This window comes from Nonomuraea sp. NPDC049504, assembly GCF_040676845.1.
Taxonomy (GTDB): domain Bacteria; phylum Actinomycetota; class Actinomycetes; order Streptosporangiales; family Streptosporangiaceae; genus Nonomuraea; species Nonomuraea salmonea.
Genome location: NZ_JBFAPT010000006.1, coordinates 149604 through 163118 on the forward strand (window position 1 = coordinate 149604; position 13515 = coordinate 163118).

The window sequence follows — 13515 nt, forward strand, 5'->3', positions numbered from 1 at the left end:
GGATATGCCGGATATTTCAAAATTCCTAGACGTGTCACGGGCGCCGCCGGAGAAGTCCGCTCCCTACACTCGTCCGGGTGAGCGCCACCGGAACCGACCTGTGCCGGGTCACCGTCGTGACCCCGCGCGGCTTCCTGGACCTCGGCCTGCCGCCGGACATCCCGCTCGGCAACCTGCTGCCGACCGTGCTGCGCATCGCCGGCGACGGGCTGGCCGAGGCGGGCCTCGCGCACGGCGGCTGGGCGCTGCAGCGGCTCGGCGGGCCGCCGTTCGACCCCGGCGTCACCCTCGCGGAGCTGCAGGTCCACGACGGCGAGCTGCTGCACCTGCGCCCGCGCGGCCACGAACTTCCCGAGCCCGTCTTCGACGACGTGGCCGACGCCGTCGCCACCGGCGTCATCGAGCGCACCGGGCGCTGGCAGCCCGCCGTCACCAGGACCTACGGCCTGCGCGCCGCCGCCTGCCTGCTCGCGCTCGGCGCCGCCGCGCCGCCGCTCGCGGGGCCGCCGTGGCCGCCCGCCGCCCTGGTCGCGGGCGTCGTCGCGGTGCTGCTGCTGGTGGTGGCCGTGGCGTTGTCCCGCGCGCTGGGCGACGACCGCTCAGGGGCCGTCATCGGGTACGCCGCGCTGCCCTACGGCTTCGTCGCCGGCCTGGTCGCGCCCGGCTCGGGCCCGTCCGTGCTGCAGCCGGACAACCTGCTGGCCGCCTGCGGAGTGACGCTCATGCTGGCCACCGCCACCGGGTTCGCGGTGGCGCAGGCGCTGCCCGGCTTCCTCGGCATCGCCGCCGCCGCGCTCTGCGGGCTGCTCGGCTGCGGGGCCGTCATGGCGTTCGGACTGCCCGCGGCGGGGGTGGCGGCGGTGCTGGCCGCGCTCGCCGTGGGGCTCACCACGGTCATCCCCTCGCTGTCGTTCCGGCTGGCCGGCATGCCGCTGCCCGCGCTGCCCACCACGGCGGAGGAGCTGCGGCGGGAGAGCGGCGACCTCGACGGTGCGCTCGTCATCGACAAGACCGTGGTCGCCGACCGCTTCTGCGCCGGCCTGCTCGGCACGGTCGCGCTGGTCGTGCTCGGCGCGCAGGCGCTGCTGGTGCTGGAGGGCACCTGGGCGGCGCTGGTGATGAGCGGCGCGCTGTCGCTGTCGCTGCTCATGCGGGCCCGCGTCTTCGAGGGACGCGGCCAGCGGGCCTGGCTGCTCTCGGCGACCCTGGCCGGCGTCGCACTGCCCGCCGCAGGAGCCGTGCTGACCGCCGGTGACGCCCTGCTGCTCTACGGGATCGTCCCCGGCCTGGTGGTACTGGCGCTGGGGGTGACCGGCACGGCGCTGTGGCTGGCCACCGCGCGGCCGTCCCCGTTCTGGGGCCGGGTGGGCGACATCTTCGACATCCTGCTGATGATCGCCCTCATCCCGCTCGCGCTGGCCGTCATGGACCTGTACGAGACCATCCGCGGCCTGGTCAGCTGACCCCCGCCGAACGATCAGAGGAGCGTCTGGAACATGTACCGGCAGTGCGCGCTCCTAGTCCGGGTGCGGCGCCCGGACACCGGGAAGCAGTTCGAGCCGCAGGTCGTCACCCGGGGTGAGGACGAAGGTGCGGCTCTCCCCGTTCCGCACCTGCTCCTTGGTCACGCTGATCGTGAGCAGCATGGTGATCAGGCTGATGACGTCGACGGGGCGCGGTCCGGGGCCGCTCCCTTCCACCGGTTCCGGCATGCGCGACCGTCACGGGCCGGAGGTCTCGGGCGGCGGTTCGGGCGCCGGACAACCATGAGTATGCGAACCACCACAGCACGTTCGTGCGGCACTGTTCACCTGGTAATCGGCCGATTCAAGCTGCTGTGGGGGGCGTAGGTGCACAGCCAGCGTGACCTTTACCAGGCGTATCGCCTCACCGTGCAGCGCATCGGCCTGGCGCTGCTGCGCGCCCAGCCCAATCAGCCGGAGTGGCCGCTGCGCCGCCAGACCATCGGGTTCCTCGCCGGGATCATGGTGGCGGTGCTGCTCTGCGTCGGCTTCGCCGTGTACGGGCTGCTGCGGCCCGGGGGCACCAAGTCCCTGGAGGAGCCCGGCACGCTGATCATCGAGCGCGAGACCGGCGCCCGCTACGTCTACAGCCACGACCAGCGCCGCCTCGTCCCCGTCGCCAACTACGCCTCCGCCCGGCTCGTCCTGGCGTCCGGGCAGGTCAAGGAGCGGGTCGTGGCGCGCGAGGCGCTCACCGCGTACGAGCGGGGCGTGCCCATCGGCATCCCCGGCGCGCCCGACTCGCTGCCCGACCCCGCGCACCTGGCCCGCGGCCCCTGGTCGGCCTGCGTGCAGGAGCGGGCCGAGCCGACCGGGCGCAAGCCGTACGTGACGCTCGTCGCCGGGCGTGACGTCGGCGGCACGCCGGTCGCCGAGGGGAGCGCGCTGCTGGTGGACGTCGGCGGGCAGCGGTGGGCCGTCTGGCGCGGCACCCGCATGCGCGTGCCCGCCGGCATCGCCCGCGGGCTCACCGCCGCCGACCCCGCGCCCGTCCCGGTGGCCTGGCTGAACGCGCTGCCCGAAGGTCCCGACCTGGCCGCCCCGGCGATCAGCGGGCGTGGCCGGCCGGTCACCGGGCCCGGCGGTGAGGCCGCCGCCGTGGGGCAGGTGTTCCGGGCGGGTGCCGTCGCGGGCGGCCAGGCCCGCTGGTACGTCCAGCTCGGCGACGGCCTCGCCCCCATCACCCAGGCCCAGGCGGCGCTGCTGCTCAGCGACCCGGCCAGCAGGGCCGCGTACGGGGGCGGCGCGGTCAGGGAGATCCCCGTGGACGCCGCCACCGCCAACGCCGCGCCCCGCTCCCGCACCGCCCTGCCCGCCGACGGGCTGCCCGCCGCGATGCCGGAGATGACGGCGTACGACCCCGCCCGCCCGCTCTGCGTGGTCTACGCAGAGACGGCCAACGGCTCCACCCGCGTCCGCCTCACCACCGGCGCCCGGCTCCCCGCGCCGCGCGGCGACGCCACCGACCTCGTCCGCCTCCCGCCAGGCCGCGCCGTGCTGGCCGGCGTGCTGCCCGGCGACGGCCAGCTCGGGGCCGTGCGCTCCTACTACCTGATCACCCAGGAGGGCCGCCGCTACGCCGTGCCGGGCAAGGAGGCGCTGAGCAAGCTCGGTTACACCACCACGCAGGCCACCCCGGTGCCCCTGAACCTGCTCCAGCTCATCCCGGAGGGCCCGGTCCTGGACCCGGCCCGCGCCGCCAGACCGGCCCTCGAAGAGCCCCGGTAGCCACCGCGGCTCGCCGCCCCCAACGGCCTGGTGGGTCAGTAACCGAGGTAGCCGGTGCCGGTCTTCATGCCGACGACGCCGGGGACGTTCGAGACCGAGCCGTAGCGGGCGATGGCGTAGCGGACGCCGGCGATGATGTTGTCCACCGGGTGGTAGATGTCGTCGTGGCCGGGCAGCTTGTAGCTTTTGAACGTCGGGTCGATCGTCTGCATGAGCCCCTTCGACGGGGTGCCCTTGGCGGCGTTGGAGTCCCAGTTGTTGATGGCGTGGGGGTTCCCGCCCGACTCGTGCTTGATGATCATGTAGATGTCGTTCGGATGCATCTTGTCGGCCGGGTAGCCGTGCGCCTTGAGGATCTCGATGGCCTGGTTGATCCAGCCGGCCACCTGTTCCGGGGGCGCGGGCCCGCCGCCGGGCGGTGGCGGGCCGCTGGGGCCGTAGCCGCCGAAGCCGCCCGTGGTGCCGCCGTGCCCGGCTGCGCCGGTGCCGTGTCCGGCGAGCGAGGTGCCGCCGCCATCGCCGCGCGATGCCGGTGACCAGCCGAGCGGCTGCCCGGCGCGGGGCGCGAACGGCTGGGCGTCCGGCTCCGGCACGGTCGCGGCAACGTCGGGGATCCCCGCGGCGGCGGTGGTGATCTTGCCCGCCAGGCTCGACAGCGTGGAGCCGGTCTCGGTGACCAGCCGCTGCAGGATGCCGCGGGCCTCGTTCAGCGCGGGGGCGGCGCTCTGCGTCAGCTGCTCCTCCGTGGGCGGCGGGGTGGCGGCGCGCAGCTCCCGTACGGCGGAGGCGTACCCCTGGCACACCTCCAGCGCCTGCGACTCGGCCGCGCGCAGCGTCTCGGCGGCCGCGTCCAGGTGACCGGCGGCCTCCTCCAGCGCCTGCGCCACCCGGCCACCGGCGCCCGTCAGCGTGCCCATATACCCGGCGAACGCCTCCGCGCTGCCGCCCTGCCAGGCCGTCCGCACGTCACCGGCGGCGGTGACCAAGGCACCGGTGTGCTGCCGCGCCGTACTCGCCGCCGCCCGCCACGCACCGGCCGCCGCGGAAACAGCCCCCGGATCTCCGATGAGCCGCTCCGCCAGCCCGGCCAGCTCAGCCCCGCCCGGCACCGACCTGACCTCGTCGAGCACGCTCACCTTCTGACCGCCTGGGCGTCGGCGGCGGTGTAGGTGCGGTCGACGGCGTCCAGGGTGCGGTCCACCGCCTCCAGGCGGCTGCCCAGCGTCCTGCTCGCCTGCTCGGCCGCGCCGCGCAGGCCGGCGGTCGCCGTCGCGAGCGCCTCCGAGCCGGAGACGGCGCCGAAGGCCGCCGCCCCGGGGACGGCCGCGCCGATCAGGCCGGAGAAGGCCCCCGAGGCCGACTTCGCCGCCGCGCCGCAGCCCTCCAGCGCCTCGCGGTGGAACGTGAGCGCCATCGGCTCCCTCCTTCCTCAGCGCCGGAACAGCTCCAGCAGCTCCTCGGCCCGGTGGGTGCGGGCGATCCACACCTCGCGCCCCCGGCGCTCTCTCGTGATCAGCCGTCCGGCGCGCAGCCGGTCGCAGTGGTACGTCAGCCCGCTGGGCGCGATCTTCATGTCGGTCGCCAGCATGGACATGGTCATTGGCTGGTCCAGCGCGCAGAGCAGGTCGGCGCGGACCGGCCCGACCAGCGCGGACAGCTCGTCTACCGCGGGCGCGACGGGCCGCCGCCACAGCGAGTCCGCCCCGGGCACCGGGTAGGCGATCCAGATGGCGTCGGGGTCGTCCAGGCCGATGATGAGCGCGTCCCGTCCGGCCAGCATCGGCACCAGCACGATCCGCCGGTCGCCCAGCTCGTACGTGCCGCCGCCCACGTCGGAGACGACCAGCCCGCGCTCGCCGTACACCATGCGGTCACTGATCGCGCCGAGCAGCAGTTCGGGGCCGCCGCGCACGGTCGTCACGCCGACCCGCTCGACCTCCCTGTCCAGCAGCGGGCGGGCCCGCTTCCACAGGGGTTCCGTGGCGTTCCAGACGTCGGCCAGGGCGCTGGCGTACCCGCGCAGCCAGTGGGCCGGCCGGTCGGCCGCCGCGCGCCAGTGCGGGGGCGGCGCGCCGGGCCCGTACGTGCGCTCCAGGTCCTTGACCAGGGCGTCGGGCGGCAGGTCCTGCAGGGCGGTGATCTGGGCCTGCACGGAGACGTCGCCGCCGGCGGGGGAGCGCGGCACCAGGCTGTCGGGCGCGAGCGTGGTCCCGGGAGCGGACAGGGGACGTACGGCCTCGTGACCGAGCGGGCCGACCCGCGCGCCGACCGCCCGCCGCCAGAGCTCGGGCAGGCCGCGGCGGCGGCCGGCGAGCGCGTCGGCGAGCATGGCGAGCGCGGTGAGGTTGGTCGAGATCGAGATGGAGAGCTGCGGTGCGGAGCCGATGATCAGCTCGCTCTGCACATTGGTCCTTGTTACTTGGGCCCCCACAGGTAGGAACTGTAGACAGGGAAGACATCGCCGGAGGAATGCTTCAACGAAGCTCGAAACATCAATAAAGCGGGCGATTCACGGGACTAAGTGCCGCTCGTTTCGGCGGCGTCCGGCCGGTGGTCAAATGATCTTCATCGGGTGCTCTCTCGCAAAGGCGGCTTATTCGCTGCGCGAAACTACGCCCCCTCGCTAACTCCTGCCTTAAAAGTGGCTTACAACCCGCGTTGTGGCATACGTCCCATAGCTGCGGGCGCCTCCCCGCACTCCCAGACGCACCGGCGGAACGCGTTTCTTGCACCGAGACCAAAAGACCGACCACCGCGTGATGCCTTTTTCCACCGCCACCCGGCAGGCTGGTGGCAGCGGGCCCCGCCGGGATGGCAGGCTTCCGGCAACCGCCCCGGTCCTCCTGCGAACGGGCGGCCGGGGCGGAGCCCGCATCGCACCGAGAGGAGTGCTGCAGATGACACAAGACGCCGGCCGCGTCGCGGCGAAGCGCATCAACGACCACGTGGAGGTCATCCACGTGGATCACCCGGACGTGGTCCTGGAAGTACCTCGCCGCGACTGGGAGGCGTTCACCGCGGCCGTCAAGTCGGGGGCGTACGACCTCGACGTGCTCCCCCGAGTGGCCGAGGAGAGCGCGGCCTGACCTTCCGCAGCACGACGGCGCCCGCTCCCACAAGGGGGGAGCGGGCGCTCCGCTTTCAGTGGCGCCCGGCTTTCAGCGGTGCCCGGATTTCAGTGGCGACCGGTCCAGTGCGCCTGCGCGCGCTCCCAGACCGCCGCGCCGAGCGCCCGGCCGAGCGCCCGGCCCTCGACGTCGCCCGCCCTGAAGTGGATGCCGCCGTACCGGCGCGACAGGCCGGCCTCCTCCGCGGCGGCGCTGAACGTACTCCAGCGCAGCGTCACGTCACTGGCGGGCGTCACCCCCGGCTCCACCAGCGACGCCCCGGCGGCGACGACCGCCCGCCCGCCGAACGCGTCACTCCCGGCGAACCGCTTGAGCGCCTCGGCCGCCGCCGCGCTGAACGTGCTGTGCCCCGGCACGTACTCGCCGAACGGCGGCGTCGGGAACGCTGCGTCGAGACGGAACGGGCAAGGGTCGTCGAGCGGGCATGGGCCATCGCCTGCTGAGCGTTGCGTCGGACCCCCTGTGCATCAGGAGACGATCCCATGTTCGAACAGGAATTCGAGCCATCCTCGGGGTGACATCGCCCTGCCCCGGAACGGCTCAGGGCAGCTGCAGCTCGGCGAACACGCCGCGATGGTCGGTCCCGGGAACGTCCAGCACCTCGAAGTCGCGCACCGCCACGCGCCGGTCCGCCACCACGTGGTCGATGGCGATGATCGGCGGCATCGGGCGGAAGTTCGGCCACGTGGGCGTGAGCCCCTGGCCGAGCTGGTCGGCGGCGTCTACGTACCCCCTTGCCAGCAGTTCGCGGAAGGGGCGGTGGTCCAGGCCGGCGTTGAAGTCGCCGGCCAGCACCCGCACCACCGACGGCGAGGGGCCGGGCAGGGCGCGCAGGGACGCCTTCCACTCCAGCTCCTTGCGACCCAGCGGCGGGTTGGGGTGCACGGAGACGACCTCCACGCGGCTGCCGCCGGGCAGCGTCAGGGCGGCGGCCGGCATGTTGTGGCCGATCGGGGTGAACAGGCCGGTCAGCTCCGTGACCGGATGCCGGGCGTAGATGCCGCTGCCACTCACGTCGGCCTCCGCCTGCAGCACCCGGTACGGCATGAGCCCGCGCAGCCCGGCCGCGTCGAGCCGGTCCGCCTCGGCGTGGGTCAGCTCGGGGGCGCTGAAGACGTCCGCGTCGTAGCGGCGGACGGCGTCCACCACGGCGGCGGCGTCCGCCCGGCCGAACAGGTTGATCGACAGCACCCGCAGCGTCGCGCCCTTGGCGGGCGGCTGCTCGGCGGCCACCGTACGCGGCGCCACCAGCGCGATCATCGTCACGCACGCCAGCGCGGCCACGAGCGCCGCCCACCTGTTGCGGCGCAGCAGCGCCACGGCCGCGGTCAGCGCCGCCAGCACCACGCCGTACGGGGTGACGGTCATGAGCTGCGCCTCGAACGAGCCGCGCTCCCACCCGAAGGTGCGGACGAGCGCCCACAACGCCAGCAGCACGGCCGCCGTCCACGTCATCCACCTGCGGCGCCGCCGCACCGGCAGCTCGTCGGCCGCGGGCTGCTCGGCGGTGACCGTCGTACTCACGTCGTCGTCAGCGCTTGCGGCCGACCCCGGCGTACATCCAGGCCGGTTCGTCGGGGAAGAGCGGCGTCTCGCGCCACTTCGACACCGCCACCAGCCCGGGCTCCAGCAGGTCGAACCCGTCGAAGTAGCGGGAGATCCGCTCGCCGGTGCGCGGCGTCCTGTGCATGGCCTGCGAGCTCGTGGCGGCCACGTAGTCGTCGGCCGTCCGCTTGTCGATCAGGTCGAGCGTCAGGTGGCTCAGCACCAGGTAGCTGCCCGCCGGCAGCGCCTGCGCGTACGCCTTGACCAGGCCCTCGGGGTCGTCGGCGTCGGAGATGTGCATGAGGATCGCCACCATGACGAGCGCGATCGGCTGGGTGAAGTCGAGCGTGGCCAGCGTGTCGGGGTGCTCCAGGATCGTGCGCGGCTCGCGGACGTCGGCCTCCAGGTAGGCCGTGCGGCCCTCGGGCGTGCTGGTCAGCAGCGCCCTGGCGTGCGCCATCACGATGGGGTCGTTGTCGACGTAGACCACCCGCGACTCGGGCGCCTCCGCCTGCGCGACCTCGTGCGTGTTGCCCTGGCTGGGGATGCCCGTGCCGAGGTCGAGGAACTGCCGGACGCCGAGCCGGCTGAGGTGGCGCACGGCCCGGCCGAGGAAGGCCCGGTTGTTCCTGGCGCTCTCGCGGATGCCCGGCACCGCGGCCATCGTCTGCTCGGCCACCCGGCGATCGGCCTCGAAGTTGTCCTTGCCGCCGAGCCAGTAGTCGTAGACCCGGGCGGAGTGAGGGATGTTCGGGTTGATGCCGTGCGGTGCGCTCACATGGACGATCTTACGGGCATACCCGGCCTTCCCGGCGTTCAGGCCGTCACGAACTCCGCGATGATCACCGTGGCGTCGTCCTTGGGCTCCTGGGCGGCCATCTCGTCGTAGATGCGGTCCAGACAGGACGCCGGCGACGCGCCCGCCGCGAACAGCACCTTCAGCCGCTCCGCCCCCAGCGCGTCGAGCGCCCCCTCGCTCGCGATCGCCACCCGGTCGCCCGGCCGCAGCGCCACCGTGCCCACCTGCGGGCCGAACGGGCCAGGCAGGCCGGCCCGGCACTCGCCGTACGCGGGGGTGGTCAGCAGGCGCGCCTGCCCGCCCTTCGGGCAGTGCCAGATCGTGCCGCCGCCGGCGTGCAGGAACCGCAGCCGCGGCGTCTCCGTACGGTCGAGCACCACCAGGTCCAGGGCGCTGGCCAGGCCGTCGCCCGACGCCCGCACCGCGCGATGGGCGGCCTGCGCGCACTCGTCCAGGTCCTCCTCGCACACGCCGCCGTGCTGCGGCCGGGCCGCCACCACCGTGCCGAGGGTCAGCGCGGCCGCCGCGTGCGCCCCGCCGCCCGCGCCGCGGGCCGCGGCGATCATCCGCTCCTGCACGACGTACGCGTCGGACGGGCTCGCCTGCCCGCCCTCGTACGTGCCGCCCACCGCCACCAGCCGCGACCGCGACACCGGCATCCCCGCCGGCCAGTTGCCCTGCCTGCCCCTGACCGTCATCACCGAGAGGCAGCCCAGCAGGAACGTGATCACGAAAACCGTCATGAGGTCCCTCCCCCTGCCGCGATCACCGCGGCACACCGGTCCAGTGAACGCTCTTTACGCGCGCGGCAACTGACGGCCGATCGACCGTCATGTCGTGACGTCCGGGCGGGGACAGATTTCGAGGTGAGGGCCGACACCACGCAGGACACCGCGGCCACCCCGGTGACGAGGATGACACACACATGCCAGCCATCACGCGCGACCCCACCGCGTACCCGGCGACCCCGCCGGGAGCGGGCGGGATCTTGACAAGGCCGGAAACCCTGGTGACAACAGGATTTGACGCCTTATGGAGCATCATGCCCTGCGTTATCGTGAGTCCCGTCTTGTGCCCATCTCGCGTGCGGACGGCTCATGGCTCACTCCGGCTCCACGAGATACGACTCGGCCACCAGGCAGCTGGAGAAGGCGGTCGCCCGCACGGCCTCCGGCGCGCGCAGCGCGGTCGGGGTGGTGGCGGTGGTCGCCGCGCTGTTCGGCGCCGTACCTCCGGTCTCGCTCGGCTGGCTCGTGCCGATGCTGCTCGTCCACCTGGCCTGGACCGCGCTGCACCTGCGGGTCTTCCTGCGCGCGCTGCCGCTGCCGCACTGGCTGGTGGCCGGTGATGTGGCCGCCACCGTCGCGCTCTGCCTGGCCCAGGTCCACCTGGTGCCGCCCGAGGCGCTCAACACCGGGTCGAGCTTCGTCTCGGGGCTGGTCACGATGACCATCGTCCTGGCCGGCGCCCAGTGGCGTCCCCGTCTGGCCGTGCCCGCCGGGCTCGCGGTGGCCGTGTCCTTCGCGGCCGGCGTTCGCATCGCCTCACCCACGCACGACGTGACAGGCCCCTTCGGGGTCAACATCGTGCAGCTGCTCGCCATCGTGCTGCTGATGGCGCTGCTGCGCCGCTCGGCCGTCTCCGCCGACGCCTTCCTGCGGCAGAGCGCCCAGGCCGAGATCGCCCTCATCGTCGAACGCCTGCGCCGCGAGGACGAGCTGCGCCAGGTCAGCAGCATCCACGAGACCGCGCTGCACACGCTCACCATGGTCGGGCTCGGCACGTACGACAGGCCGTCCGCCACCCTGCGCGCCCAGGCCGGCACCGACCTCACCGCGCTGGAGAAGCTGCGCGACCAGCCGACCGCGGACTCCGCGCCCATCGCGCTCGACGCCCTGCTCGACGAGGTCGCCGGGCGCGCCGACGGCCTCCAGGTACGCCGCGACCTCACCCCCGAGACCGTCCCCGGCGAGGTCGCCGAGCGCTTCGCCCGCGCCGTCACCGAGGCGCTCGCCAACGTCGCGCTGCACGCCGGCGTCCGCGAGGCCGAGCTGGTCTGCGGCCGGCGCGACGGCACGATCAGGGTCGAGGTGGCCGACCACGGGCGCGGCTTCGACCAGCACCGCCTGCCGCCCGACCGGTTCGGCGTCCGCGGCTCCATCCTCGACACCATGCGCTCCCTGCCGAACGGCGGCGCCGCCATCACCTCCGGCGTCCGCGGCACCCGCGTCAGCCTGTGGTGGCGGCCATGACCGAGGAGATCGAGCAGGTAGCCCAGCGCTACGCCCGCTACACCGCGCTCGGCGCGGTCGTCATCGCCGCCGTCTGGCACCTCGGCTACGACCTCACGGTCACCCTCACCGGCTGGAGCTCCTTCCGCTGGCCGATCGTCGTGCTCGTCGCCTGGGTCGTCTACTCCGTGATCCTGGTGATCGGCGCGCTCGCCCTGGCGCGCACCTCCAGCGGCCCCGCGCGCATCCGCGAGCTCGCCGCCGCCGCGCTCGCCGTGGACGTCGCCGTCATCCTCGCCTGCCGCCCCGGCGAGCTGCTCGGCATCAGCGACTGGGGCTGGGGCTCGGTCGGCTGGCTCGCCGTCATCCTGAGCTGGAACCGGCCCCGCTGGAAGGCCGAGATGATCGCCTTCCTGAGCGCCAACGCCGGCATCATGCTCCTCGCCATGGCCCTCTCCGGCTCGCTCGACCGCGTCTCCATCGCCAAATACCTCGTCGTCATCGCCGGCGGCGTCACCATGCAGCTCGGCTACATGGCCGGCTGCCACATGCTGCGCACCCGCGCCGAGGAGACCGTGCTGCTGGCCCGCAGGCTCGCCGCCGACGACGCCTGGCGCGAGTCCGCCCAGCGCATCCACGCCGACCGGCTGCGCCGCTACGAGGCCATCCGCGACGTCGCCGATACCCTGCTCCACCAGCTCGCCGACGGCGCCGACCCCGGCGACCCGCGCGTCCGCGAGGACTGCACCGCCGGCGCCGCCCGGCTGCGCCGCCTCATCACCGAACGCGAGGACGTGCCCGACGAGCTGGTGTCCGTGCTGCGCGAGCGCATCGACGCCGCCGAGCGCCGCCAGGTCCTCGTCACCGCGCCGCCCTTCGGCGAACGGCTGCCCGAGCTGCCGGACGGCGTCCGCGAGGACCTGCTCAGGGCGCCCGTCCGCGCGCTCGACGGCGCCAGGTCGCGGGCCAGGGTGACCGTGTCGGCCATGTCCACGATGGTCAGCGTCGCCGTCGTCGCCGACAACGAGGACCTGCCCGTCAGCCCCAGCCCCGTACGCGAGGCCAGCGGGGTCGTCGTCAGCTACCAGCGGCAGGGAGGTGAGGTGTGGGTCAACAGCATCTGGGAGGGCCCGTGACCGTCGCGCTGGTGGAGGACCACCAAGTGGTGGTGGACGGCGTACGGTCGTGGTTCGGCCCGCCCGGCCCCGTTACGCTCGTCGCCCAGGGGCCCACCATCGAGTCGGTCCGCGGCGTCGCCGCCGACGTGCTGCTGCTCGACCTCAACCTCAACGGCACGATGGTCATGGACCGCATCGCCGGGTTATGCGCGGACGGGCAGCGCGTCATCGTCTTCTCCGAGCACGAGGAGCCGGAGATCGTCCGGGCCGCGCTCGACGCCGGCGCCTCGGCCTTCATCGGCAAGGGGCGCGCCACCCGCGAGTCGTGCCTGGAGACCATCATGGAGGTCGCCGCCGACCGGCCCAGCGTCACGCCTCCCATGGCCCAGGCCATCGCCACCGACGAGGGCCCGCACCGTCCGCAGCTGTCCGACAAGGAGCGGATGGCGCTGCTCTACTGGTTCCAGTCGATGTCGAAGGCGTCGGTGGCGGCCCGCATGGGGATCAAGGAACGTACGGTGCGGCAGTACATCGACCGCGCCCGCGTCAAGTACGCCGCCGCCGGCCGCCCCGCACCCACCAAGGAGAAACTCCTCATCTGCGCCATCCAGGACGGCCTGGTCCAGCCGGACGAGGTCACCGTCTACACCTCCCTGGCCGCGAAGACCTCACGGGAAGAGGGATGAGCCCCCTGGACCCCGGCAACTCCCGGCAGGAGGGGGCCGGCAGACCCGGGGTCCAGGCACATCTCCTGTGTCGGGGGCTTCAGCGGTGCTCGGCGCTGAGCACGACGGGATCGAAGGCGAGCGGAAAGGGCGCCGTCAGGTGAGCGACCGTGCCTGCCTTGTGAATGGCGGGCTCGCCATAACCGTCGCCGTCGAGCCGGTAGGTGTAGAGAGCAGGTCCTTCGTCGGGCTCGATGCGCCAGTAGTGAGGGATGCCTGCCCGGGCATACGCGAAGGGTTTGATGCTTTGATCATGGGTGGTGGTGCTCGGACTGCCCACCTCCACAGCGAGGAGCAGGTGGCGGGGCGCGAACATCAACTCCACATTGCTAGCCGCTTCCGCGCGGACCACGACCAGGTCGGGGATGTAGAAGTTGCTGTCGGTCACCCGCAGATTGACAGTTGCCAGTGGCTCCAGCCCGGGCGGTGCCGCATCATCGAGCAACCGCTGCAGGCGGTAGATGATGCGCTGGTGCAGGGGTGTAGGGGCTGGACTCACCAGTAGGCTCCCGTTAAGAAGCTCGTAGCGGTTCCCATCGTCAGGGAAGCCGAGCAGGTCGTCGACAGTGAACGGCGGCTTGCCGGGGAGAACGGTTCGCTCCGTCCCGGCCGGCTCGATCGTTGCCATTGCGGTCACCCACTCAGTATCGAGATTCTCGCCCTCGGCCACATGCTACTTACCCGTATTTCATCACTCTTAGTTTTGGTGCCGTTACAG

15 protein-coding genes are annotated in these 13515 nt (G+C 73.2%); 6 read left to right on the top strand and 9 right to left on the bottom strand.

The window, feature by feature from the left end; translation table 11 throughout:
* Positions 1–77: 77 nt before the first annotated feature.
* Complete coding sequence (gene eccD / locus AB0K28_RS14220) at positions 78–1463, top strand: type VII secretion integral membrane protein EccD (RefSeq protein ID WP_364369226.1); 1386 nt, start codon at positions 78–80, stop codon at positions 1461–1463.
* A 54-nt stretch (positions 1464–1517) separates the two neighbouring features.
* Here the strand turns inward: eccD and AB0K28_RS14225 are convergent, their stop codons facing one another.
* Positions 1518–1712, bottom strand: coding sequence for a hypothetical protein (locus tag AB0K28_RS14225; protein ID WP_364369229.1), 195 nt, complete (start codon positions 1710–1712; stop codon positions 1518–1520).
* 138 nt (positions 1713–1850) lie between these two features.
* On the opposite strand from AB0K28_RS14225, the gene eccB reads away from it, so the two are divergent.
* Positions 1851–3251, top strand: coding sequence for a type VII secretion protein EccB (eccB, locus tag AB0K28_RS14230; RefSeq protein WP_364369232.1), 1401 nt, complete (start codon positions 1851–1853; stop codon positions 3249–3251).
* A 35-nt stretch (positions 3252–3286) separates the two neighbouring features.
* On the opposite strand, the gene AB0K28_RS14235 is transcribed toward eccB, so the two are convergent.
* Genes AB0K28_RS14235 through AB0K28_RS14245 form a run of 3 tightly spaced genes read right to left on the bottom strand, consistent with a single transcriptional unit; the run spans position 3287 to position 5655 of the window.
* Positions 3287–4387, bottom strand: a complete 1101-nt coding sequence (locus tag AB0K28_RS14235) for a transglycosylase SLT domain-containing protein (RefSeq protein ID WP_364369234.1) — start codon at positions 4385–4387, stop codon at positions 3287–3289.
* Positions 4384–4665, bottom strand: coding sequence for a hypothetical protein (locus tag AB0K28_RS14240; protein ID WP_364369237.1), 282 nt, complete (start codon positions 4663–4665; stop codon positions 4384–4386). Before AB0K28_RS14240 ends, AB0K28_RS14235 begins: the two co-directional genes overlap by 4 nt.
* A 15-nt stretch (positions 4666–4680) precedes the next feature.
* Positions 4681–5655, bottom strand: a complete 975-nt coding sequence (locus tag AB0K28_RS14245; protein ID WP_364369240.1) for a winged helix-turn-helix domain-containing protein — start codon at positions 5653–5655, stop codon at positions 4681–4683.
* Between the two features lie 493 nt (positions 5656–6148).
* Here AB0K28_RS14245 and AB0K28_RS14250 point away from each other — a divergent pair, with 493 nt between their 5' ends.
* Positions 6149–6337, top strand: coding sequence for a hypothetical protein (locus AB0K28_RS14250; RefSeq protein ID WP_355418876.1), 189 nt, complete (start codon positions 6149–6151; stop codon positions 6335–6337).
* An 89-nt stretch (positions 6338–6426) separates the two neighbouring features.
* Here AB0K28_RS14250 and AB0K28_RS14255 read toward each other — a convergent pair whose 3' ends face one another.
* The 4 genes from AB0K28_RS14255 to AB0K28_RS14270 all read right to left on the bottom strand — a co-directional run bounded on the left by AB0K28_RS14255 (position 6427) and on the right by AB0K28_RS14270 (position 9466).
* Positions 6427–6735: a hypothetical protein gene (locus AB0K28_RS14255; protein ID WP_345399867.1), complete on the bottom strand. Its 309-nt coding sequence runs from the start codon at positions 6733–6735 to the stop codon at positions 6427–6429.
* Between the two features lie 184 nt (positions 6736–6919).
* Positions 6920–7903 carry an endonuclease/exonuclease/phosphatase family protein gene (locus AB0K28_RS14260; protein WP_364369244.1) on the bottom strand — a complete coding sequence of 328 codons (984 nt, stop codon included), beginning with the start codon at positions 7901–7903 and terminating at the stop codon, positions 6920–6922.
* Positions 7904–7910: 7 nt separating this feature from the next.
* On the bottom strand, positions 7911–8702 hold the full coding sequence (locus AB0K28_RS14265; protein ID WP_364369247.1) for an SAM-dependent methyltransferase: 792 nt from the start codon (positions 8700–8702) through the stop codon (positions 7911–7913).
* A 38-nt stretch (positions 8703–8740) separates the two neighbouring features.
* Positions 8741–9466 carry a SpoIIE family protein phosphatase gene (locus tag AB0K28_RS14270; RefSeq protein WP_364369250.1) on the bottom strand — a complete coding sequence of 242 codons (726 nt, stop codon included), beginning with the start codon at positions 9464–9466 and terminating at the stop codon, positions 8741–8743.
* A 354-nt stretch (positions 9467–9820) separates the two neighbouring features.
* On the opposite strand from AB0K28_RS14270, the gene AB0K28_RS14275 reads away from it, so the two are divergent.
* The 3 genes from AB0K28_RS14275 to AB0K28_RS14285 are packed head-to-tail and all read left to right on the top strand — an operon-like array spanning position 9821 to position 12758.
* The gene (locus AB0K28_RS14275) at positions 9821–10975 is read left to right on the top strand and encodes an ATP-binding protein (RefSeq protein WP_345399875.1); all 1155 of its coding nucleotides are present in this window, start codon (positions 9821–9823) and stop codon (positions 10973–10975) included.
* The gene (locus AB0K28_RS14280; protein WP_345399878.1) at positions 10972–12090 is read left to right on the top strand and encodes a hypothetical protein; all 1119 of its coding nucleotides are present in this window, start codon (positions 10972–10974) and stop codon (positions 12088–12090) included. The genes AB0K28_RS14275 and AB0K28_RS14280 overlap by 4 nt, the downstream gene beginning before the upstream one ends.
* Complete coding sequence (locus AB0K28_RS14285; RefSeq protein WP_345399881.1) at positions 12087–12758, top strand: response regulator; 672 nt, start codon at positions 12087–12089, stop codon at positions 12756–12758. The genes AB0K28_RS14280 and AB0K28_RS14285 overlap by 4 nt, the downstream gene beginning before the upstream one ends.
* Positions 12759–12837: 79 nt before the next feature.
* Here the strand turns inward: AB0K28_RS14285 and AB0K28_RS14290 are convergent, their stop codons facing one another.
* Positions 12838–13425, bottom strand: a complete 588-nt coding sequence (locus tag AB0K28_RS14290; protein WP_364369254.1) for a Uma2 family endonuclease — start codon at positions 13423–13425, stop codon at positions 12838–12840.
* Between the last annotated feature and the right edge of the window lie 90 nt (positions 13426–13515).

Bases quoted from the DNA above. Each gene is read 5' to 3' on its own strand.
- AB0K28_RS14275 (WP_345399875.1), top strand. From the start codon at position 9,821: ATGGCTCACTCCGGCTCCACGAGATACGACTCGGCCACCAGGCAGCTG.
- AB0K28_RS14250 (WP_355418876.1), top strand. From the start codon at position 6,149: ATGACACAAGACGCCGGCCGCGTCGCGGCGAAGCGCATCAACGACCAC.
- AB0K28_RS14270 (WP_364369250.1), bottom strand. From the start codon at position 9,466: ATGACGGTTTTCGTGATCACGTTCCTGCTGGGCTGCCTCTCGGTGATG.
- AB0K28_RS14290 (WP_364369254.1), bottom strand. From the start codon at position 13,425: ATGGCAACGATCGAGCCGGCCGGGACGGAGCGAACCGTTCTCCCCGGC.
- AB0K28_RS14280 (WP_345399878.1), top strand. From the start codon at position 10,972: ATGACCGAGGAGATCGAGCAGGTAGCCCAGCGCTACGCCCGCTACACC.
- AB0K28_RS14240 (WP_364369237.1), bottom strand. From the start codon at position 4,665: ATGGCGCTCACGTTCCACCGCGAGGCGCTGGAGGGCTGCGGCGCGGCG.
- AB0K28_RS14225 (WP_364369229.1), bottom strand. From the start codon at position 1,712: ATGCCGGAACCGGTGGAAGGGAGCGGCCCCGGACCGCGCCCCGTCGAC.